Below are 19,118 nucleotides of genomic sequence, written 5' to 3' on the forward strand. Positions count from 1 at the left end.
CCGCCCGAACAATTCCCGTTCGGGTGCCACAATGGCCGTCGTCTTTTTCAAATCGCGTGTAAAGGGTTATTTCCGCAAGGATGGCGTGTTCGTTCCCGAACACCAGACCAAGGTCGTCGCCAAGCCCAAACCGGCGGTCATCAAGCCCGCCAAAAAGGCCACGACCGCCCAATGGCCGGGGTGGAACACCAAGCAGCCGCTCGACCTGGGCGACACGGCACCCGTCACGGCGGTGCCTGCGGCTCCCGCCAAAACTGCCAAAACAGCCAAAACCGCTGACAAGACCGGCTGGCCCTATCCCGCGCCCACCGGCAAGACTACGCATAAACCCTCGCCGAAGCTCACGGGCGGCTCGCAGGGCTCGTTCTTCAGCAAGCCCTCCTGGCCGAATGCGGTCACGCACCCGCAGCGTGGCGAGGATGGCAAGCCGTTCAAGGTCAACGAGCCTTCCTCGCCGTCGGCACCGGCCACCTGGACCGATCCTGCCGCTGTCGCGGTGTTCGTGCCGGCAGGCGAGACACCGGCGTCCCTGAACGGTGTTGCGTTCGCGCCGTGGACCGATCATCCCAAGACCGACGAAGGCTGGGCGTTCGTGCCCGGTCAGATGCCCGACCTCGAAGAGCCGGACATGGAGACGAAGGGCAAGGCACCGGCCGCTGGCGTCGTCGTGGAGGAGCCGGACGGTCGCGTGTGGATGGTGAAGCCCTCCAACGCGTTCGCCGGCTACGTCACCACCTTCCCGAAGGGCCACGCCGACGAGGGTCACTCGCTGCAGGCCACCGCCATCAAGGAAGCATTCGAGGAGTCCGGCCTGCAGGTGGAGATCACCGGTTTCATCGGCGACGTCGAGCGCGGACAGACCATGACCCGCTACTACCGCGCTCGCCGCGTTGGCGGCACGCCGTCGGCGATGGGCTGGGAGACGCAGGCTGCGGTGCTCGCGCCGCGCGCGGACGTGCACGGCGAACTGAACCGGAGCGTGGATCGTGGCGTGGCCACGCTCGCCGGTATCAAGTCGCCCGCCGGTCTGCTGGACACCGCAGACGATTGGGAGAAAACCGGCAAGGCGGCCGGTTCGAACCCGGGCGGCTTCTTTACCGACCCCGACGGCGTGCCCTGGTACGTGAAGGTGCCGAAGTCCACCGCGATCGCGAAGAACGAGGTTCTCGCCTCGAAGCTGTACGAGGCCGCCGGTGTCGCGGTGCCGGAACTGAAACACGTCACGCTCGGGGGCAAGACGGGCATCGCGTCCCGTGTCGTGCCGGGCCTGAAGAAGATCAAGGGCGACGCGCAGAGCATTGGCGGCGTCATGGACGGCTTCGCGGTCGACGCATGGCTCGCGAACTGGGATGTGGTCGGGCTCGAGCACGACAATCTGCTCGAGGATCCGCACGGCAATGCGATGCGCGTCGACGTCGGCGGCTCGCTGCTGTTCCGCGCGCAGGGTGCCCCGAAGGGCAAGGCGTTCGGTGACGAGGTGGGCGAGCTGGACACCCTGACGAGCGGCAAGAACCCGCAGTCGGCGTCGGTGTTCGGCGGCATTACCCATGACGAACTGCAGGCGGGCATTGCCCGGGTCGCGGCGGTCACGCCGGAGGAGATCTCGGCGCTCTGCGCGAAATACGGCCCCGGCACCCAGGAGGAGCGCAAGCGCCTGGCGCAAACCCTGATCGCCCGGCGCGCTTACCTGATGGGGCTTCAGGGTTAAATTCTGCGTTAGACGCAGAAAGTACTATGTGCGTCGCGAAACCGATGGCAGTATGGGTTCACCTACTCAACAAAACGGGGAACCCGCCATGTGGATCTGCCTGAATAACGCTTTCCTTTCCATCGTCGCCACGCCTGGCGACGCCGCCACCCTCACCGTGCGCGCTCGCCGCAAGGGCGACATCGAGGCCGTGTTCGGCCAGAGCACCGAGGTCGTCACGCTGTCGCGCCGCGACTATCAGTTCCGCGCGCATCTGCCGCGCGGGGTTGTGTCGGATGCGATTGCCTCGCACCTGTTTCACATCGACTACGGCAACTTCAAGGACTCGGTGGCCGACGCCTCGCTGCACGATGCCTACGTCCGCATCTGGTCCACGATGGCCGCGCTGCAGGAAGTCCCGCCGTACGGCACCGAGCCGCGCAAGGGTTTCAACAAGCACCCGGTGCGCTGATCTCCTTCTGCCTTCGAAGGCCGGGTACGCCCGGCCTTTCGTACATTCAACGGTGAGTCTGTATGGACACGTACTCGGTTTCGAAGGTGAAGACCTTCAATGGTCGCGAGGGCCTCGGCTTTAACGCAACGTTGCTGCGCAACGGCGCGCCTGTCGCGGCGGTGATGGATGACGCGCACGGTGGCCCGTCGCGCTTTAGCTGGCTGGATTCGAGAAAGGTCCCGGTGGAATTCCCGGCGCTGGATCACAAGGACCAGCCGGTCACGATGCGTGGCACGCCGGAGGAGGGTGCGTTCTGGGCGTACTGCCTCTCGCTCGGGACGTATGAGGCCTATGGCGAGACGATGCCGCACACGCCCGATGTCGTGGTGGAGAACCTGGTCAACGACCTCGAGGTCGCCCGCATCCTTTCGCGGCGGCTGAAGCGCGAAATGAAGGACCGCCTTCTGTTCATTGAGGATGGCAAAGAGTTTTTCTGCAAGCCGCGCACCAGGGGGACCGATCCGATGCTGTTGCTCGCGGACCTCAAGAAGCGCCACCCGGGTGCCGTAGTACTGAACGAGTTGCCGTTCGAGGAGGCGCTCGCTCTGTCCCTGAAGGCGATTCCATGAATCGCCTCTCGCACCGGGCCGCGTCCCATCTCGTCGCGCGCTTCAACCATGACACGCCGACGTCGGCGTGCCTGTTCAAGCACGCATCGTTGTGGTGGGACCAGCAGAGCCGCCGCCTCCAGTATGTTGATGACCGCCCATGCAAGGGCCACACGATCAGCGTTTCCTTCTGCCCTGTCGAGGGCCACCCGGAATGGATGCGTGTGCATTCGACTAACTGGCGCTGCGAGGACGAACCGAACGGCATCTATACGCGCGCCGAATGCAGGGCCTTCTGGAGACGGCTGGTTGAGGCGGGTTTTGAGTCGTACTGAATAAACGAAACGGGGAATCAAACCATGAAAACGATCATTATTTCGGGCCTGCTCGCGGGCCTGCTCGCGGCCTGCGGTTCGACGCCAATCGTGGAGGACAAGGAAATCGGTTACATGTCGCGCTCCGAGGTGTCGGCCGCGATCCAGGAGTGCGAAGGCGCGGGGCAGCGTGCCACGGTCGTCTATGCGAAGGCACGCTGGCGCGACAAGCTGGTGCCGGTGCCGGTCGACGTGCAGTGCCTGCCTGCTGGCCACCTCGCCTCGCGCTACTGACCTGATCAGGGCCAGCAACCGGGTTAAGCGTCGGGGGAATAACCATGTTCGCGTTTCTTGTCATTTTTCTGCTGTTCGCTATCGCCTTTCCCGAGGTGCTTAAGGTCCTGTGGCTGGTCATCCTGATCGGCATTGCGTTTTACCGTTTATCGTTGAGACACACGATCTGGAGGTGAAGTGAAGACGATCCTTGACACGTTCTTTGCGCTGCGCCGCCCGTGCGCGAACTGCCCGTTTCGCAAGGAGGGCGCGATTGATCTCGCGCCCGGTCGACTGGAGGGCATCGTCACCGGCCTGCTAATGGACGACTCCAGTACCTTCCACTGCCATAAAACGGTCCACAACGACCGCACAGGCGGCGAATGGGACGAGGAGGGGAGCTACCGCGCGAGTGGGCGGGAGAGCATGTGCGCTGGCGCGATCATTTATCTCGAGAAGCTCGGGCGTCCGACAATCGCGATGCGGCTCGCGGTGATGTTCGGGATGTATGACCCGGTGACGCTGGCCGCATCGCATGTCGACGTGATCGACCCGCCGCGCGTGCACATACAACAAAAGGACCTGAAATCATGTTGTTGAATCGCGTATCGAATGACACAGACATGCTCATTTTGGTCCTCGACCTGCCTGCAGAAGACCAGGCCAACCCGCACAGGATGATGCAAACGCTTCGCGACCGAGGCTACCAGGTGAGCCGGCAGCGGGTGAGCCGCCTCGTGACAGATTGTGCGGACAAGGCAGATGATCGCGCTGATCGTGATGGCGGCTTCTGGACGAGAGACCTGGCGGACAAATTGTATTTCCGCCGCGCGCGTATTGATCGGGCGCGCGTCGATGATTCAGTGCTTGTAGAGATCATGCGCGGCATGCGCGATGCATGCGAGCAGCGCCGCATCCAGCAGCTTGTAGATGAGATTCGTAAAGCGGGCTTTGAAGTATCAATGCCCCGCGCCGAGCGGCTTATCCCGCTGGCGCTTGACCTCGACCGGGCTGCACCAGCAATGGTGGTTTCGGCGAGTCGATTTGAGGCCAAACTCGAGCGTTTCTATCAAGTCCAGGCGCGCCCGGACCAGGCAGATTTCCGCGAAGCGGTCTATCGCGCGTGTCAAGGGATGTGCGTGATCAGCGGGTGTGACGTGCCGGAAGCGGTTGAAGCCGCCCACCTTGCAGGACGGAATTGGCGCGACGGGCACAACACATCGGACGACGGGATTCTGCTGCGACGAGACCTTCATGCTCTCTACGATGCGGGCTTACTGATCATATCCGATGACGGCCTGGTCAGTCTTGACCCGACAGCGGCGAGTCACTACGAGCAATTTGAAGGGGTACGCATTATGGCGACGGTAAGTGCATGCACTGTGATGCAGATCACCGGAGTAGCCAAATGATTACGTAACGGCGGGCGGTATAAGTGTGTAGGTCACGCGGTCGTTTTAAGGCTGCGTGTGTGTTTGGGGCATCCCTTCGGGGATGCCCATTTTTTTATGTGCTGCGGCTCGCGCGCGTCGTGACGCTACCGTGGCGACAGGCACCCGGAGACGTCCATGAACAAGCCCGTTGTTTTGCTGAAGGCCCACGTCGGTTCGTACACGCGCAAGGATGGCGCGGTGGTCGCCGCGCACGACACGAAGGTGCAGGCGGCGACCGCCGGTACGACCGTGACGCATGCTTCGCTGAAGAAGCACCCGATGTACGAGCCGTCGGACCACGCGTACTTCAAGGAGAAGGGCTACAAGCCGCACGAGATCAAGGATATCTGGGACCGCGATCACGCGCTCGGGCACAAGCCGCAGGCGCATGAAAAGGCCCCCGACGTCGTCGGCGCGGTCACAGGCAAACCGCAGGGCAAGGATCCGGCTGCGGACAAGCCGAAGCCCAAACCGAAACCAAAGGCCAAGCCCGCGCTCGATCCGCATCCGAGCGTGATCGGCAAGGCGAAGGTGAAGGACGATCACACGATGGAGTTCGGTGGCCGTGAATACTGGAAAACGGGCAAGGAGGGCAAGTCGATGCATGACGGCACGCCTGTCTCCGAGTACCGCCATCTCGAGTCGGACCATCGCGTCTGGAAGGACGACAAGCACCGCGTGCATGCCGACTCGATGGAGGAAGCGAAGAAGCACCGCAGCGGTAAATGAGTTTTTATAGTTCGTGACGTGCTTCGTACGCCGATGCAAACATGGGTTTCGCTTTTAACGTGATGGAGAAACTCTTGGACACTCTCGAACTGAACGCCTGGGTCTATGTGTGCGATAACACGCCCGCCGACGAGGACGCACGCTTCGACGCCATGGCGCTGGTCGTGGCCGCCGGCGTGCCGCGCGACACCGCGGCTGAACTACTCGCCCGCTGGTCGACCCAGGAAGGGCACCGTGTCGTCCCCGCCGGTGACGGCATGTGGCGATGGGACTTTGGCCCGAACGGCAACGGACACACGGTCCTCGCCTGAACCAGCCCTGACGCCAGCCTCGCGCTGGCGTTTTGCATTCTGCGTCGTGACGCCATCGTTGAACTCTCCCCGGGTTTTCGAGGCTTTTCATCGTGCAGACCGCATTCGAGATCGACTTCCCCGAACTGTTCACCGAGCAGGAGCGTATCCGGGCCAGCACCGCGCGCTTTAACGTGGTTCACGGCGGCCATGAGGCGGGCAAGAGCACGCTCGCGGTCGACACCCTGCTGACGTCGCAATACGGGGCGCTCAACGGCTACCCGGTGGGTCTGTTCGTGCCGGATGCGGATGCGCTGCTCACGGCCAAGCGCCGGGTGTTCCAGGTCGTACAGCCGCTGCTCACCGGGCGCCTCGACCGCTCGCGCGTCGACCTCATCAACGGTGGCTCGATTTTCTTTTTCTCGCTCGACGCCCAGATCATCGAACTGTGGGACCAGCTGGCGCTCGTGGTGGTCGACGATGCGGCGCTCGTGCCACGCATCCACGATATCTGGTCGGACGTGCTCGAGCCGATGCTTGCGAAACACCGCGGGCATGCCTGGTTCTTTTCCAAGCCGCTCGGGGTGCGCAACGGCTTTCATGAAATCGCCCGGCTGGCCGGGTCGGACGACCGCTGGGCGACGTTCCAGTTGCGCGCCTCGGACAACCCCTATCTGGACCAGACGAAGGTGGAAGCCGACCGGGCAGCGATGCTGCCGGAGGTGTTCGCCCAGGAGCGCGACGGCGAGTTCATCAGCACGCCGATCGAACTGTCGGCCGGGCAGACGCTGATCGGGCGCGACGAAACCTTCCGGCAGTGGTGTAACCGGCTGGCCGCAGACGGGCTGAAGGTGGACGGCCACCCGTTCACGCTCGATGACCGGCCCGCGATGTGGTTCATCTACGACCTCATCCCGTCGACCATCGAGGACGCGTATGAGCGCATGGTCGTCATGATGAAGTGCTCGCAGGTGGGCTTCACGATCATGGAGCTTCTCGCACAGATTTACATGGCGCTGAAGTTCATGCCAGCCGCCGTCGGCCTGTATCTGCCGGACCAGAATCTCGCGCGCATCAAGTCAAGCCAGCGCTTCGTGCCCCTGCTGCGCACCATTCCCTCGGCCTACCGGCTGATGGTCGATCCGGACGGAGCGAGCCATCGCGCCGGCGAGGGAAACGTCATGATCCGCAACCTGGGATCGTCGTCGTTCTACTTCCTGTGGACCTCGGGCAAGGGCGCGACCGAGTCGGTGCCGCTCGATCTGCTTGCGCTGGACGAGGTGCAGGAGATGCAGGTCAAGGACATGGAGAAGGTGAGCGAGCGTCTGTCCGCCTCGCGCATCAAGTTCACGATGGCGGGCTCCACCGCGAACTGGCCGGATCGGGATATCCACTACCTGTACCAGCGCGGCACGATGCATCAGTTCTGGACGCGCTGCCGGTCGTGCGGAGTCTCGCATGTGCTTGATGAGCACTTCCCCGAGTGCATCCGCTACGACTCGGAGACGCTCGACTACCGGTACGTGTGTGTCGGCTGCGGCGCGTGGATCAATGACGCACAGGACGGCGAGTGGCGCAACCGCGCCGGGACCTGGGACCCGATGCGCCGGCGCTGGCTGTCTGACGATGGCGAGGTCATGCCCGAGTCGGTCCACTTCCCGCAGTTCCTGTCCACGACGATTTCGGCGCGCAACATCATCGAGGCGTACCACAACGCCGACGACATGAAGAACTTCTATAACCGGAAGCTCGGCAAGCCGTACGTCGATCCGCGCCAGACGCCTATCACGCTGGCTGCGCTGAACGAGTGCGCGCGGCTCGGCATGCTCGCCGGTCTGGTGTGGAAAAAGACGGCGCGGCGCACCTTCATGGGCATCGACAACATGGGCGGCATGTCGTGCGTGGTGATCATCGAGCGGATGGCCGACGGGCGCATGGCACTCGTCCACGCCGAGCAGATTCACGGCCTGAATCCGTGGGCGCGGCTCGATGACCTGATGGTGGAGTACGGCGTCGTGGTGGCCGTGTGCGAGCAGTTGCCAAACTACGACTCGGCCAAGCAGTTCGCGGCGCGCCACTCGGGCAAGGTGTTTCTCGTCGCGTCGTATACCATCATCGAGGACGACATGCTGCGCTGGGGCGACGCGGTGGTGACGAAAAACGACCGGCGCACGGCTGCCGAGTACCGCGACCGCTACACGGTCACGCTCGACCAGTACAAGATGATGTCGTGGGCGTTCGGGCGCATCCAGAAGCAGATGATCCTGTTCCCGGATCCGCAGGCGCTCACGCAGCAGATCATTGACCGCGGCGAGCCACGCACGGTGGCGATCCTGAAAGACGTGCTGTTCGAGCATTTCATGAAGACGGCGCTCGTCACCATGACCGACGACGACGAGCACAAGATGCGCCGCAAGGTGCTGAAGATCGGCATTGATCCGCACTTCAGCTACTCGTTCATGATGGCGTGCTCGGCGTGGTGCCGCGCCTATGGCACCAGTTCGTTCCTGCTGCCCGACGAACCCAGAAATCAGGACGTCGTGGCGCTGCCCGGCGCGCGCACTAAAAATCACCTGCTTAACCGGCTGCTCGTCGAGACGGAGGCGGCCGACGCGTCAACCTGCGGCGGATGCGCGTCGTTCGACCGGCAGCACGGCTACTGCCAGGAGCGCGAGGTGCTGGTGCGCGCCAGCGACGCGGCGTGCCCGCTGTACGTGCCGGAATAGGTCAGGCGCGGCGGCAGTAACCGGCGTGCAGATCGGCCTTGATCAGGAACAGTTCAAAGCGCGCCGCATCGATGTTGCGCTCACCGCGCTCGTAGGCCGACCACATGCGTGGCGACCTCAGATGCACCAGGGCGGCGGCTTTTGACTGGCTCAGCCGCGCGGCCCGGCGCAGCGCACGTACTTCCTCGCAGGTGGGGATTGCAAGCTTCATTGACCGCCCATTTTTTTACGCATCATCTCGCGCAGCGCATCCTCGCCACGTCCCAGCTTGATCAGCACCTTCGCCGTATCAGTCTCGTAGCTTCCACCGCTCGCATAGACGAGCAGTAGCAGCAGCATGCGGCGGTTCACGTCGTTGAGGTGGCGCAGGGACTTCGCGCACGCAGCCAGCGCGCGTTCGGTGCTGACCTCATCCGGGTTCGTGCGGTACAGGTCGGCCAGCTTTTCGAACGCCTTCATGTTGGCGCTGGACGTTTCGAAGTCTTTCAGGATCGTGGCGATGACCCGTTCGCTGTCCTTCAGCATCGACATGAACAGGTCATTGTCAGGCAGCATGGGCGTTCCCTTCGGTTTCGTCGGCCGCACGGATCGCTTCGGCGCCTGTCTCCGACAGGAAAAAACACGTTACCGGCCAGCCGGAGTTCACCTCGGCGCATGCGCAGGCTTCCTCCATGCAGGGGCCGTCCATCTCGCGCTGTACGAGCAGCCCGCATGCGAGGGCCGTTTCCTGCAGCCACGCGCCGTCCACGTCGTCCGGCATGCCGTCGTTGCGGTGTTCCTTCAACACGCGGCCAGCGAAGGCAACGGCGGCCTGTGCGCGCCTTAGCGCGGCCTCAGCAATCTGCGCCCGCTGCCGTTCGTGCCGCAGTTCGGTTTCGAGCGCCTCCGCCAGGGAGTGGTTGCCATCAACGGCGTCGTCAAATTCAAGGCGTGCATGGCTTTCCCTGGATCGTTTGCTCATAGCTGGATGGGTAAATGAGTAGATGAGTAAAGGGGGTTACTGCGACTTGTGCCGGTCGCAGACGGCGTTGGTGACGACGGGGAAATCCCCGAGGCCGCAGCGCGGGTTCGTCCGCACCGGCCTCACTTCGTACTGGTCCCACGGCTTCGTGCCCCTGATGTGCTCGACCTCGTACTGGAGGTGGGCGCAGTTGCGGCAGGTGTCGGGCCGCAGCCGGTACCGCTGCGCGTTGCGGGCCTCGGTATACCGCTGGGCCTCGGCATACCGCTGGGCCTGCGCGACAGCAGGGGGGACGTGTGGCATCAGATTCCCGTGGTTACCGGTTGATAAACTTCTGCTCGTCAAGCTGGAATATTAGCGGTCACCCGCCATTGTTCAAGTCGATTATGCGCCGTAAGCAGATCGGGTGGGCCGTGTCGTGACACTAGTCTGGCGGGAACCATAGGGGTTCTTCAATGCCGGATAAAGCCACCTCGGCCGCCTTTGATCCTGCCGCGCCTGCGGACGAGCGGGTCGACGCACTGGCTGGCCTGCAGCGTGAACACATGCCGACGGCCTCGGACCTGCTGCCGCCCGAGCATGTGCGCAGCATCATTGATGAGGCGATGCACCAGTTCAGCAGCGAGCCGCTGGTCAAGGCGGTGGCGGATAACGTCGTGCCGTTTCCGTCGCTCGCCGCGCGCGAGCATAAGCGCGGGATGCAGTCGGTGATCCTGGATGAAAACAAGATCAATGTGCAGGGCGAGTTCTGGGAGCGCCCGTCGGTGCTGTCGTACGACTCGCTGCGCATGATGGTCAGCCAGACGCCGATCCTGAACGGCGTCATCATGACCCGCATCCGGCAGGTGCAGCGCTTCTGCCGCATCGCGGAAAAAGGCAACGAGGTGCCGGGCTTCGAAATCCGCCACGTCGACCGCGCCCACCAGCTCACCAGGTCGGAAACCGAATCGATCGGGCTGCTGAACCGCTTCATCATGAACAACGGCTGGCAGTTCAGGCCGCGGCTGCGCAAGTCATTGCACCGCGATTCGTTCTCGCAGTTCATGGCGAAAAGCGTACGCGACGCGCTCACGATGGATTCTGCGCCGATCGAGACGGAGTGGAAACGCAACCGGGCGCTCGGCATTGATGGCTTCTATGCGGTCGATGGCGCAACCATCCGGCTGTGCACCGAGCAGGGCTATCGCGGCGACGACGAGATTTTTGCGCTGCAGGTGGTGGAGGGGGCGATCCGGGCCGCCTACACCCACAACGACCTGATCTACGAGCCGCGCAATCCCCGCACGGACGTCAACGGCGCGGGCTATGGCGTGTCCGAGACGGAGTTGCTCGTGCGCGTAGTGACGGGCTACCTCAACGCCATGACGTACAACATCAAGGGATTCGATTCGAACTCGATCCCGAAGGGCATGTTGCACCTCACCGGCAACTACGACGATAACGACATTCGGGCCTTCCGGCGCTACTGGAATGCGCTCGTCCAGGGCATCAACAACTCCTGGGCGCTCCCCGTCATGGTCAGCAAGGACCAGGAGTCGAAGGCCGCATTCGAGCGGTTCGGCGTCGAGTTCAACGAGATGTATTTCGCCAAGTGGATGACGTTCCTCACGTCGATCATCTGCGCGCTGTATGGCATGTCGCCGTCGGAGATCAACTTCGACAGCTTCTCGGGCAGCAACACGTCGCCGCTGGCGGGCTCGGACACCGGTGAAAAGCTGGCCGCGTCGAAGGACTCGGGGCTGCGTCCGCTGCTCGCGCAGTACGAGAACCTCATCAGCGATTTCATCATCGGCGAGTATTCCGAGGATCTGGTGTTCCGCTGGACCGGGCTGGATCCGGAGGACGCGCAGAACAAGCAGGAGATGCGCAAGCTCATGCTCTCCTGGAATGAAATCAGGGCCGAGGAAGGGAAAAAGGCCGTGAAGGGTCCACTCGGCGACGCGCCGGTCGCCAACCCCGCAGCGCTGCAGGCGTGGCTCCAGTTCAATCCCCCACCGCAGCCGGAAGGACAGGAAGGCGCGGAAGGGGAGGAAGGTGGCGACAACAAGGGTATCCCGGGTGCCGACGCAGATGCGGCCAACGATCCGGATGCGCCGGACGCGCCGGACGCAGACGACACCGAGACGACCGACGACGCGCCGGACGAAACGGCGGGTGAGCCGGATTTCGGCGAGCCGCCCGCGGCCGACTTCGGAAAGGCATTCGGGCTGCCGCCGGTGTATTCGCTGGAGGATCTGACGTGACGCCGCTTTTCATTAAATCGCTCGCCAGGCGCGAGCAGGCTGCAACGCCCACCGTCAAGGTGACGAAGGACGCAGACGACAGCGAAGCGCCCGACACCGGCAAGTTCGCCGGTCTGCTCGCGATGCTGGCCGCGCACAACCCCGAGAGCAAGTTCGGCCCGCACAACGTCGAGAAAGGGCACACGGTGGCGTTCAAGGCCGGATCGTTCGTCGGTGCTGGCAAGGTCGCGGCCACCGGCAGGGATGGCCTCACGGTGCAGGACGACGACGCGCGGGACCACCGCGTGCACTGGCATGAAGTGACCGGCCATGTCGACACGAAGAAGGGCAGGAAGAAGGGCAAGGACCGGGACGACGATGCTGCATAAGTCGGTGTTCCTCGATATCGGCGCGCTGTCCTGCGGCTGCACGGACCATGCGCTCGAGTCGCTTGCCAAGGCCATTTCGGGCGAGGAGGGCGACGCTCCGGATATCTGGGCGCAGCACGAGAGTCCGTTCGTGCGCTCGCTGATCGAGCTGTTCTCCTCGCGTGGTCTGCTGCGTCTTGAGAAGGTCAGGGACGAACTGAACGCGTGGCTTGAGGGCAAGCACCACACGCCCGGCACCAGCACCCCTGCCGCCCCTGCGCCCCTTAACCCGGCCCGGCTTGATGCGCACGAACTTGCGCTGGTGAAGATCTATCTCGAGAACATTCCGCCGGCGGAGTTTGGTGCCGCAGACTGGTCATTGCTCATCGACTACCTCGTCAGCCGTTACATGCCGTTCGATGCGCTGCAGACCGAGGCCGAGTGGCTCGCGGTGCGGTCGGTGTATATGGGGAAAATTCAGGCGAACGTCGAGAAGCTGCCGGTGGTCCAGGCGGACAGGCTGCTCGCGGCGCTGCCCACCACGCTGCCTGCCGCACGCAGCACGTTCGATCCGCCGCCGGTCGTGCAGTCGGTGCTCGACTACGGTTATGCGCGCTGCGCAGATAACGTGCAGGCAGTAACCGAGAGCACCCGGCACCGGCTTAAGCGCGTGATCATGGCCCATGAGGAGCAGGCGCGGCTCGGTGCGCGTCCTCCTGCGCAGGCGTTGCAGACGCAGCTGTTCGACGAGTTCGCCACGCTTAACCGTGACTGGCGCCGCATTGCCGTGACCGAGGTCGGGGACAACGCCGGTAATGGACTGATTGCCTCGCTCAAACCCGGCACGCGCGTGCGGCGCATCGAGCAGTACCGCGGCGCGTGTCCGTTCTGCCGCAAGATCAACGGCACCGTGCTCACGGTGGTGTCGCCCGACAAGAAGGACAAGGACTGGGATACCGAGGTCTGGTGCGGTAAATCGAACATCGGCCGCTCGGGTGCGAAGCGCAAGCGCGTGGACGACGAGCTGGTCGAGCGCACGCCCGCAGAATTGTGGAGCATCCCCGCAGGCACCGTCCATCCCCACTGTCGGGGAATATGGACCGTGCTCGAAGAGGCCCGCCCCACCGACGACCCGAAGTTTGCATCGTGGCTCGACGCTCACTTTGCGAAGCACCGGAAGACCCCTGAAGCGCTCGCGCAGACCTGAAAAAAAGCTTGCAGGCCTTCCGCCTTAAAAAGTCGTGACGCCATGCTGCCGTCATGAATCGTGATTTCGCCACTTCCGATCAGGCGCTTCTGGACGCGTCCCCGAGCTATATCAGCATCGGGGATCTGTTCAAGGCCACGCCCGCGTCCGAGGGCGGCGAACGCTTCATTTACCTCGAAGCATCCAACGAGACACGCGACCTGCAGAACGAGATCGTGCTGCAGAAGGCGTTGTCCGAGTCGGCCGACTACTACCTGCAGTTCGGCAACGTCGACCTCGAACATTTTTCGCTGATCGGTCGGCCCAACCCGAAGACGGGCTTCGCCGGTATTCCCGATTACGAGGACTACGAGATAGGCCGTCCGGTTGACGTGCGGCTCGACGTCGACCGCACCTTTGTGAAGGCACGCATTCATGCAGGCAGCGGGCCAACAGCGGACCGGGCGAACCGGTTCTGGTCGTCGATTACCGAACTGAACCCGCCGAAGCGCTGGTTTCCGTCGATCGGCGGCGCCGTGCTGGCGAAGTCCATCGAGATCGATTCCGAGACGGGCAGCCGGTACCCGGTGATCAACAAGGTCCGCTGGTCAAACATCGGAATGAGCCTAACGCCCGTGAATCCGAATCTGCCGGTCTGCTCGACGGTGCCGTTCGGTGTGCTTGCGAAGTGCTGGGGCGCACACGGCATCGACATGCGCAAGTCGCTGGAGGCGGGCTACGGCACCGACTCCGCAACCCTCACGGGCGGCAGCGCAGTGCGCATGCAGTCGCTTGATGGCGTCGCCATGACCTACGCGGAGTTCCGCGAAGCGCTGGCGCATGAAATCGGCATCGGCGCGATTGCCGCCGACGACAAGCAGGCCATGGTACGGGAGGCCGGTTCGCGTTTCGGTCTGTCGAACGACGCCGCTGCGCAGTACGTGGAGCGGTTCCTGGACGATCTCAAACGCGGCATCAAGGAGCAAACCTCATGAATTTCGAAGAACTGACGCGCGCCATCGCCGAGGCTTCGGTGCTTGCCAAGTCGCTGTCTGCCGCTGGCGAACAGAAGGACGACAAGAAGATCGCGGCGGCTGCCGCAGATGGCGAATCCGCTGGCGGCGCAGATGGCTCCGAGGACGACGACACCGGGAACGACGACGACAGTGGCAAGGGCGGCGACGGTGATGGCGGCGACGGCGACGGTGACGACGACGGCGAGGAGCAGCTGGGTAAGTCGTTCCGGCTGACGCTCGAGGACGGCACCGAAATGGAGGCGTTCGACGGCTCGCAGCTCGTCAGTCAGCTTACCGCGCAGGTCAAGGCCGAAAAGACCGCGCGCGTGGCTGACAACGAGATGTACATGAAGTCGTTCGGCTCGACGCTCGAACTCGTGAAGTCGCTCACGACGGCGGTGGCCGAGTCACGCACGAGCCTCGAAGCGGCGCAGAAGGATATCGAGTCGCTGAAGACCACCAACGAGACGCTTCAGAAGTCGCTGAAGGCGCTCGGCTCGCAGGGTCGCGGGCGCGTGAGCACGGTCACCGTGCTCGACAAGCCCAACGCGAACCGCAGGCAGCAGCAGGAGCTGCCGACGAAGCGGGAAATTCTCGCGAAGGCCATGTCCGCCCTGACGGCGAAGCGCATCACGGGCACCGAGGCGTCCAGGGTCGAGGCAGCGCTGAACGCGGGCACGGTCCCACAAAAAGAGCTTCTTGAACGCATTTTCGCCGCTTGATCGCATCGACGGTTTCTTTCGGAGGTTATAAGCATCATGGAATTCCAAACCGGCAATACTTCCGGCATGACCACCGCAGGTGCGATGGGCGCGGACGATTTCGAGGAACTGCAGAAGTCCCTCACGGCGGGCTACGAGTCGGATGTCGCCGGGATGCAGGGTGGTTCTGCAATTCGTATCCAGTCGCTCGATCTGAACCTGCAGGCCACTGTCCAGGATAACCAGCACTTCGCGCTGTTTAACCAGCTGCCGAAGCCGCCCGCAACCGCAGTGCTCGATGAATGGACGGAGCAGTCGAATATCGGCGGCTTCTTCGGTGGGACGTTCAACGCGCAGGACGGCGCGGCGATGGAGACTAACGGCCAGTACACGCGTATGGTCGGCAAGGTCAAATATCTGTCGACCTACCGCAAGATCCCGATCGTTCTCGAACGCCAGAACAACCAGGTCGACGCGGTCACCATCGAAACGACGAACGGGACCAAGCAGCTCCTCACGGATATCGAGGTGACGCTGTTTGAAGGTGACGATACGGTCACGCCGCTCGCGTTCCCGGGCATCCGCAAGCAGATCGAGAGCCTGGGCTCGGACGACCATGTCATCGATCTGGCGGGTGGTGCGCTGAACGCCATCGACCCGATCGCGAAGGCCGCCGAGGTGATCTTCGGCTACGGCAACTTCGGGCGCGCGACGGATATCTATCTGCCGCCGTCGGTCCAGACCGACCTGAACATGGACCTCGATCCGGCTTTCCGGATCATCCTGAACGGTCAGGCCAACGCAACGGTGCGCGGTACGGCAGTGACCGGGGTGCAGACGTCATACGGGGAGATCAAGACCCGTAATGACGTGTTCATTCGCGACGAGAAGCTCAAGAAGCCTTTCGAACTGCGCAGCCCGATGCACCTGCAGGTCGCGGTGGCGAACAACGCATTCCAGCCGGCGAGCATCGCCGCGACTCCGGTCGCAGTCGATGTCAATTCGAAGTGGGCCACCAACCAGGACGGCAACTACTACTACGGCGTAACGGGCATCACGCAGAACGGCGAGTCGCAGATTGTCCTGTCGGGGCAGGCCGCAGTTGTCGTCGGCGGCTCGATGAGCCTGCTGATCACGGCGTCGGCCTCGCGGCTTGAAACCGGCTATGTGATCTACCGCGGTCGCCGCAACGGGACCAACGCGCTCACCGACCTGCGCGAAATGGCGCGCATTCCGGCCAGCGGCGGTGCCACGACCACGTATGTCGACGAGAACGCCGATATCCCGGGTTCGACCTGCTCGTTCGTGCTGAACATGTCGGAATCGGACCATGCAATTGCATGGCGCCAGTACCTGCCGATGATGAAGATTCCGATGGCTGCGGTGAATTCGCCGATCATCCCGTGGCTGCAGATGATCTGCGGTTACCTGCGGATCTCGAAGCGCAACCAGCACGTCGTGATCAAGAACATCGTCCCGAGCGGTGCCGTGTGGAAACCCTTCTAAGGGGTGGCAGATGAAGATTCTCTGCAAGCTGCCGAACGCGGCGACCGTGATCAACGGCGTTAAGTTTTTCGAGCACAAGCTCGGCGTGATCTCGGAAGAGATCGAGGACGATGTCGCTGCGCTGTTCCTGAAGATCGAGGGCTACGTCAAGGTGCTGCCGCCCAAGGCCGACACGCAGGAGGCCAGCGCGGTGCCTGCGTCGTCGTCCAAGCCGGCGGCACCGGATGCGGAATCGCCTGCGGCGGCCGGGGCCGGTCAAACCTCTGCGTGAGGGTGTCGTGGCCGACCCGGTAGCTGACGCGTCTGCGCCCTCGGTCATCTTCACCGACCGGACCGCAGCGCTCGCCGATCTGCGCGCGCTGCTCGCGATGGGCGCGGGTCAGTACATCAACATGGGCGCGGTTTCCGACGACATGCTGTGGGACAAACTGCTCGCGGCCGAGGCCGAAGCGGAGCGCAGCCTGCGGGTGTTTTTCAGCCCGGTCGAGGTGGTGCCGGACGATGCGCCGCAGGCGGAAATCGACGCGGCTCGAGGCGGCATCCACGCGCTACGCGCTCATTGCCAACTTCGACTATGACCCGCGCATGTTCCGGGGCGAGCGGTGGGGCCTCATGCGGCTGCCGTTCCAGCCGGTGCAGGCGGTCCATTCGGTCGTGGTCGCCTTTCCCTCGCCGTTCCTGCAGAACTTCACCGTGCCCTCCGACTGGATCCGCATCGACCGGAAGTACGGCGATCTGCGTCTGGTGCCCACCACGACCGCGGCGGTGTCGCCAGTGGGCGCGTACGCGCTGCAGGTGATGGGCGGTGGGCAGACGTACCCGCAGGCGATCCAGGTGCGTTACCGCTGCGGCATCGTCAACGCGAACGGCACCCTTAGCACCAGCTTCGCGCCGCACTGGTACGACCTTGTCGACGTCATCAAGCGCATGGCGATCCTGAAGCTCATGCGCACGTCGTTCCTGCCGGGCTCGGCATCGATCTCCGCAGACGGGCTGTCGCAGTCGAACAGCTTTGACTACGACAAGTGGCAGGACGGGATCAACGAGACGCTGTTCGGACCGAAAGGGTCAAACGGTGGTCTGTATACGTCGATTCACGGTATCCAGCTCGGCGTGCTCTAGCCATGCAGTTCAATCCCGACGCGTTCAACCGCTTTCTCGGTGGCTCCGGCAACATCGGCCAGCAGTACCAGTGGTACAGCTCCGACGCGTGTCCGTGCGCCGACCGGCATTCGGGCATGGGCAAGCCGGGCTGTCCGCTGTGTTTCGGTCGCGGCCGGCAGTTCGCAGCGCCGGTCACGGGCGTGGCCGCACTGTCTGGCCAGTCGTCGCAGCGCGAGTGGGCGCAGTTCGGGGTCTACGAGCAGGGTGATGTCGTCATGACCATTCCGGAGAACACGCCGATCTATGAAATCGGGCAGTACGACCGGATGACCGCGCTCAATGCGACCAACCACTTTTCGCAGGTGCTCGTCAGCGGCAGCGGGGCCGAGCGGCTGTACTTCGCCACGCAGGCCATTACGCGGGTGTTCTGGCTGACGCTGGATGGCACTGCGGTGGTGGAGGGGGGCATCCCCGTCGTGGCCGCTGACGGCTCGCTATCGTGGCCCGCCGGTGGCCAGCCTCCGCCCGGCGCGCAGTACACGATCTCGGGCACGAAGTTCATGGACTACTTCTGCTTCGGAAACTTCCCATCAAACCGCAACATGCAGCAGGGTCTGCGTCTGCCGCGCAAGGTGGTCCTGCGCGACTTCGACCTGTTTAACCGCTAGTCGAGCCTTCCTGGCGCATCGCTTCCTCAATCGCCTGGGTGGCGATCGGCTGCAGGTGCTCGGCGACATTCTTTGCCAGAAAAAGCCCCGGTTTTGCTCCAACCACCCACCCGCTCGAGCCCTCCATCATCGTCCTGAACGTCAAATAAGCACTCCCGCCCGTGGACACTTTCATGCGGACCATGCCGGCGTATCGCTTGCGGATATCCGGCGCCTCATCTTTCAGCATCGCGCGGGTAAGGTGCCCGCCCCACTTGTAGCTGCTCTGCGACACCAGATAGTTCATCCCCTTGCCGGTATACGGATTGCGCCGCGTCAGGTCGGTCAGGAAGGGGGTTTGTCGCGGTGCAGCGCTCATCCCCGTGGTGGGCGACAGGATCGTGACCTCGCCTGATCTGCGTGTGCCCTGGCCGGTGACAGAACTCTGCTTCATCTGTTTCGCGAGCGCATAGACGCTGGCGGGCATCGGCGGTGCGAGCGCGCTGTTTTTCGGTGTGTTGTGCCGCATCGGAATCACCAGGAACCGCTTTCCACTCAGCGTGCGCCGGACCTTCGTGCCGGTGTTGAGCATCGCCTTCAGGTCTTTTGCTGCGCGTCCGTTTTCGATCTCGTACGCGTATTTGTAGTCGCTTACCACCTCGGCGCTGAAGTCCGACAGGTAGTTCACCTTGATTGAGTCGATATACGGGGTTTTCTCGCCGCTCCACAGCTTGGCGTTCTTGACGGCCTCGATCCAGTTCAGTTGCGCTTCCTGCGCAATCGCGCGCACCGCCTGCGCGAGCAGGGGAAATACCGCCTCATTGACGACGTGCTCGATGTCGGAGACGGACGGCAGTTCGAGGGTGATCTGGTAGTTCGGCATCGAAAAAAAC

At 63.4% G+C, this 19,118-nt stretch carries 25 protein-coding genes; 20 read left to right on the top strand and 5 right to left on the bottom strand.

The window, feature by feature from the left end; all coding sequences use genetic code 11:
- The 10 genes from OKW39_RS43595 to OKW39_RS43640 all read left to right on the top strand — a co-directional run.
- Nucleotides 1–1,708, top strand: a 1,708-nt coding sequence (locus OKW39_RS43595) for an NUDIX hydrolase (RefSeq protein WP_429565641.1), incomplete at its 5' end; no start/stop codon positions are given.
- An 88-nt stretch (nt 1,709–1,796) separates the two neighbouring features.
- Complete coding sequence (locus OKW39_RS43600; RefSeq protein WP_429565642.1) at nt 1,797–2,159, top strand: hypothetical protein; 363 nt, start codon at nt 1,797–1,799, stop codon at nt 2,157–2,159.
- A 62-nt stretch (nt 2,160–2,221) separates the two neighbouring features.
- Nucleotides 2,222–2,770 carry a hypothetical protein gene (locus OKW39_RS43605; protein WP_429565643.1) on the top strand — a complete coding sequence of 183 codons (549 nt, stop codon included), beginning with the start codon at nt 2,222–2,224 and terminating at the stop codon, nt 2,768–2,770.
- Complete coding sequence (locus tag OKW39_RS43610; RefSeq protein ID WP_429565644.1) at nt 2,767–3,084, top strand: hypothetical protein; 318 nt, start codon at nt 2,767–2,769, stop codon at nt 3,082–3,084. Before OKW39_RS43605 ends, OKW39_RS43610 begins: the two co-directional genes overlap by 4 nt.
- 24 nt (nt 3,085–3,108) lie before the next feature.
- On the top strand, nt 3,109–3,357 hold the full coding sequence (locus tag OKW39_RS43615; RefSeq protein WP_429565645.1) for a hypothetical protein: 249 nt from the start codon (nt 3,109–3,111) through the stop codon (nt 3,355–3,357).
- Between the two features lie 177 nt (nt 3,358–3,534).
- Nucleotides 3,535–3,936 (top strand): hypothetical protein, encoded by a 402-nt coding sequence (locus tag OKW39_RS43620; protein ID WP_429565646.1) that lies wholly within the window; start codon nt 3,535–3,537, stop codon nt 3,934–3,936.
- Entirely contained in the window at nt 3,927–4,748 is an 822-nt protein-coding gene (locus tag OKW39_RS43625; RefSeq protein ID WP_429565647.1) for an HNH endonuclease, read from the top strand. The genes OKW39_RS43620 and OKW39_RS43625 overlap by 10 nt, the downstream gene beginning before the upstream one ends.
- 156 nt (nt 4,749–4,904) lie before the next feature.
- The gene (locus tag OKW39_RS43630) at nt 4,905–5,498 is read left to right on the top strand and encodes a hypothetical protein (RefSeq protein ID WP_429565648.1); all 594 of its coding nucleotides are present in this window, start codon (nt 4,905–4,907) and stop codon (nt 5,496–5,498) included.
- Between the two features lie 74 nt (nt 5,499–5,572).
- Entirely contained in the window at nt 5,573–5,809 is a 237-nt protein-coding gene (locus tag OKW39_RS43635; RefSeq protein ID WP_429565649.1) for a hypothetical protein, read from the top strand.
- Nucleotides 5,810–5,901: 92 nt separating this feature from the next.
- Nucleotides 5,902–8,514 carry a phage terminase large subunit family protein gene (locus OKW39_RS43640; protein WP_429565650.1) on the top strand — a complete coding sequence of 871 codons (2,613 nt, stop codon included), beginning with the start codon at nt 5,902–5,904 and terminating at the stop codon, nt 8,512–8,514.
- 1 nt (nt 8,515) lies between these two features.
- Here OKW39_RS43640 and OKW39_RS43645 read toward each other — a convergent pair whose 3' ends face one another.
- The 4 genes from OKW39_RS43645 to OKW39_RS43660 are packed head-to-tail and all read right to left on the bottom strand — an operon-like array spanning nt 8,516 to nt 9,778.
- Nucleotides 8,516–8,725, bottom strand: coding sequence for a helix-turn-helix domain-containing protein (locus tag OKW39_RS43645; RefSeq protein WP_429565651.1), 210 nt, complete (start codon nt 8,723–8,725; stop codon nt 8,516–8,518).
- A complete protein-coding gene (locus tag OKW39_RS43650; protein WP_429565652.1) occupies nt 8,722–9,045 on the bottom strand; it encodes a hypothetical protein in 324 nt (107 codons plus the stop codon). The genes OKW39_RS43645 and OKW39_RS43650 overlap by 4 nt, the downstream gene beginning before the upstream one ends.
- 13 nt (nt 9,046–9,058) lie before the next feature.
- Nucleotides 9,059–9,475, bottom strand: a complete 417-nt coding sequence (locus tag OKW39_RS43655) for a hypothetical protein (RefSeq protein WP_429565653.1) — start codon at nt 9,473–9,475, stop codon at nt 9,059–9,061.
- A 36-nt stretch (nt 9,476–9,511) separates the two neighbouring features.
- Nucleotides 9,512–9,778 carry a hypothetical protein gene (locus OKW39_RS43660; RefSeq protein ID WP_429565654.1) on the bottom strand — a complete coding sequence of 89 codons (267 nt, stop codon included), beginning with the start codon at nt 9,776–9,778 and terminating at the stop codon, nt 9,512–9,514.
- Between the two features lie 152 nt (nt 9,779–9,930).
- Between OKW39_RS43660 and OKW39_RS43665 the strand changes: the two genes are divergently transcribed.
- The 10 genes from OKW39_RS43665 to OKW39_RS43710 are packed head-to-tail and all read left to right on the top strand — an operon-like array spanning nt 9,931 to nt 18,246.
- Nucleotides 9,931–11,718 carry a phage portal protein gene (locus tag OKW39_RS43665; protein WP_429565655.1) on the top strand — a complete coding sequence of 596 codons (1,788 nt, stop codon included), beginning with the start codon at nt 9,931–9,933 and terminating at the stop codon, nt 11,716–11,718.
- On the top strand, nt 11,715–12,086 hold the full coding sequence (locus tag OKW39_RS43670) for a hypothetical protein (protein WP_429565656.1): 372 nt from the start codon (nt 11,715–11,717) through the stop codon (nt 12,084–12,086). Before OKW39_RS43665 ends, OKW39_RS43670 begins: the two co-directional genes overlap by 4 nt.
- Nucleotides 12,076–13,272 (top strand): hypothetical protein, encoded by a 1,197-nt coding sequence (locus OKW39_RS43675; protein WP_429565657.1) that lies wholly within the window; start codon nt 12,076–12,078, stop codon nt 13,270–13,272. The genes OKW39_RS43670 and OKW39_RS43675 overlap by 11 nt, the downstream gene beginning before the upstream one ends.
- A 53-nt stretch (nt 13,273–13,325) precedes the next feature.
- A complete protein-coding gene (locus OKW39_RS43680) occupies nt 13,326–14,246 on the top strand; it encodes a hypothetical protein (protein WP_429565658.1) in 921 nt (306 codons plus the stop codon).
- Complete coding sequence (locus OKW39_RS43685; RefSeq protein WP_429565659.1) at nt 14,243–14,989, top strand: hypothetical protein; 747 nt, start codon at nt 14,243–14,245, stop codon at nt 14,987–14,989. The genes OKW39_RS43680 and OKW39_RS43685 overlap by 4 nt, the downstream gene beginning before the upstream one ends.
- Before the next feature lie 36 nt (nt 14,990–15,025).
- Nucleotides 15,026–16,474, top strand: a complete 1,449-nt coding sequence (locus OKW39_RS43690; protein WP_429565660.1) for a hypothetical protein — start codon at nt 15,026–15,028, stop codon at nt 16,472–16,474.
- 10 nt (nt 16,475–16,484) lie between these two features.
- Nucleotides 16,485–16,745, top strand: coding sequence for a hypothetical protein (locus OKW39_RS43695; protein WP_429565661.1), 261 nt, complete (start codon nt 16,485–16,487; stop codon nt 16,743–16,745).
- Nucleotides 16,746–16,752: 7 nt separating this feature from the next.
- Nucleotides 16,753–17,052: a hypothetical protein gene (locus OKW39_RS43700; protein ID WP_429565662.1), complete on the top strand. Its 300-nt coding sequence runs from the start codon at nt 16,753–16,755 to the stop codon at nt 17,050–17,052.
- The gene (locus OKW39_RS43705; RefSeq protein ID WP_429565663.1) at nt 16,976–17,596 is read left to right on the top strand and encodes a hypothetical protein; all 621 of its coding nucleotides are present in this window, start codon (nt 16,976–16,978) and stop codon (nt 17,594–17,596) included. The genes OKW39_RS43700 and OKW39_RS43705 overlap by 77 nt, the downstream gene beginning before the upstream one ends.
- Before the next feature lie 2 nt (nt 17,597–17,598).
- Complete coding sequence (locus tag OKW39_RS43710; protein ID WP_429565664.1) at nt 17,599–18,246, top strand: hypothetical protein; 648 nt, start codon at nt 17,599–17,601, stop codon at nt 18,244–18,246.
- Here the strand turns inward: OKW39_RS43710 and OKW39_RS43715 are convergent.
- A complete protein-coding gene (locus tag OKW39_RS43715) occupies nt 18,236–19,108 on the bottom strand; it encodes a hypothetical protein (protein WP_429565665.1) in 873 nt (290 codons plus the stop codon). The genes OKW39_RS43710 and OKW39_RS43715 overlap by 11 nt on opposite strands.
- Between the last annotated feature and the right edge of the window lie 10 nt (nt 19,109–19,118).

Source organism: Paraburkholderia sp. MM6662-R1 (genome assembly GCF_050436245.1).
GTDB classification, from domain to species: Bacteria; Pseudomonadota; Gammaproteobacteria; order Burkholderiales; family Burkholderiaceae; genus Paraburkholderia; species Paraburkholderia tuberum.

Bases quoted from the DNA above. Each gene is read 5' to 3' on its own strand.
- OKW39_RS43705 (WP_429565663.1), top strand. From the start codon at position 16,976: ATGCGCCGCAGGCGGAAATCGACGCGGCTCGAGGCGGCATCCACGCGC.
- OKW39_RS43600 (WP_429565642.1), top strand. From the start codon at position 1,797: ATGTGGATCTGCCTGAATAACGCTTTCCTTTCCATCGTCGCCACGCCT.
- OKW39_RS43680 (WP_429565658.1), top strand. From the start codon at position 13,326: ATGAATCGTGATTTCGCCACTTCCGATCAGGCGCTTCTGGACGCGTCC.
- OKW39_RS43645 (WP_429565651.1), bottom strand. From the start codon at position 8,725: ATGAAGCTTGCAATCCCCACCTGCGAGGAAGTACGTGCGCTGCGCCGG.
- OKW39_RS43610 (WP_429565644.1), top strand. From the start codon at position 2,767: ATGAATCGCCTCTCGCACCGGGCCGCGTCCCATCTCGTCGCGCGCTTC.
- OKW39_RS43615 (WP_429565645.1), top strand. From the start codon at position 3,109: ATGAAAACGATCATTATTTCGGGCCTGCTCGCGGGCCTGCTCGCGGCC.
- OKW39_RS43665 (WP_429565655.1), top strand. From the start codon at position 9,931: ATGCCGGATAAAGCCACCTCGGCCGCCTTTGATCCTGCCGCGCCTGCG.
- OKW39_RS43710 (WP_429565664.1), top strand. From the start codon at position 17,599: ATGCAGTTCAATCCCGACGCGTTCAACCGCTTTCTCGGTGGCTCCGGC.
- OKW39_RS43655 (WP_429565653.1), bottom strand. From the start codon at position 9,475: ATGAGCAAACGATCCAGGGAAAGCCATGCACGCCTTGAATTTGACGAC.
- OKW39_RS43715 (WP_429565665.1), bottom strand. From the start codon at position 19,108: ATGCCGAACTACCAGATCACCCTCGAACTGCCGTCCGTCTCCGACATC.
- OKW39_RS43685 (WP_429565659.1), top strand. From the start codon at position 14,243: ATGAATTTCGAAGAACTGACGCGCGCCATCGCCGAGGCTTCGGTGCTT.
- OKW39_RS43605 (WP_429565643.1), top strand. From the start codon at position 2,222: ATGGACACGTACTCGGTTTCGAAGGTGAAGACCTTCAATGGTCGCGAG.
- OKW39_RS43690 (WP_429565660.1), top strand. From the start codon at position 15,026: ATGGAATTCCAAACCGGCAATACTTCCGGCATGACCACCGCAGGTGCG.
- OKW39_RS43675 (WP_429565657.1), top strand. From the start codon at position 12,076: ATGCTGCATAAGTCGGTGTTCCTCGATATCGGCGCGCTGTCCTGCGGC.
- OKW39_RS43630 (WP_429565648.1), top strand. From the start codon at position 4,905: ATGAACAAGCCCGTTGTTTTGCTGAAGGCCCACGTCGGTTCGTACACG.
- OKW39_RS43650 (WP_429565652.1), bottom strand. From the start codon at position 9,045: ATGTCGATGCTGAAGGACAGCGAACGGGTCATCGCCACGATCCTGAAA.
- OKW39_RS43660 (WP_429565654.1), bottom strand. From the start codon at position 9,778: ATGCCACACGTCCCCCCTGCTGTCGCGCAGGCCCAGCGGTATGCCGAG.
- OKW39_RS43625 (WP_429565647.1), top strand. From the start codon at position 3,927: ATGTTGTTGAATCGCGTATCGAATGACACAGACATGCTCATTTTGGTC.
- OKW39_RS43695 (WP_429565661.1), top strand. From the start codon at position 16,485: ATGAAGATTCTCTGCAAGCTGCCGAACGCGGCGACCGTGATCAACGGC.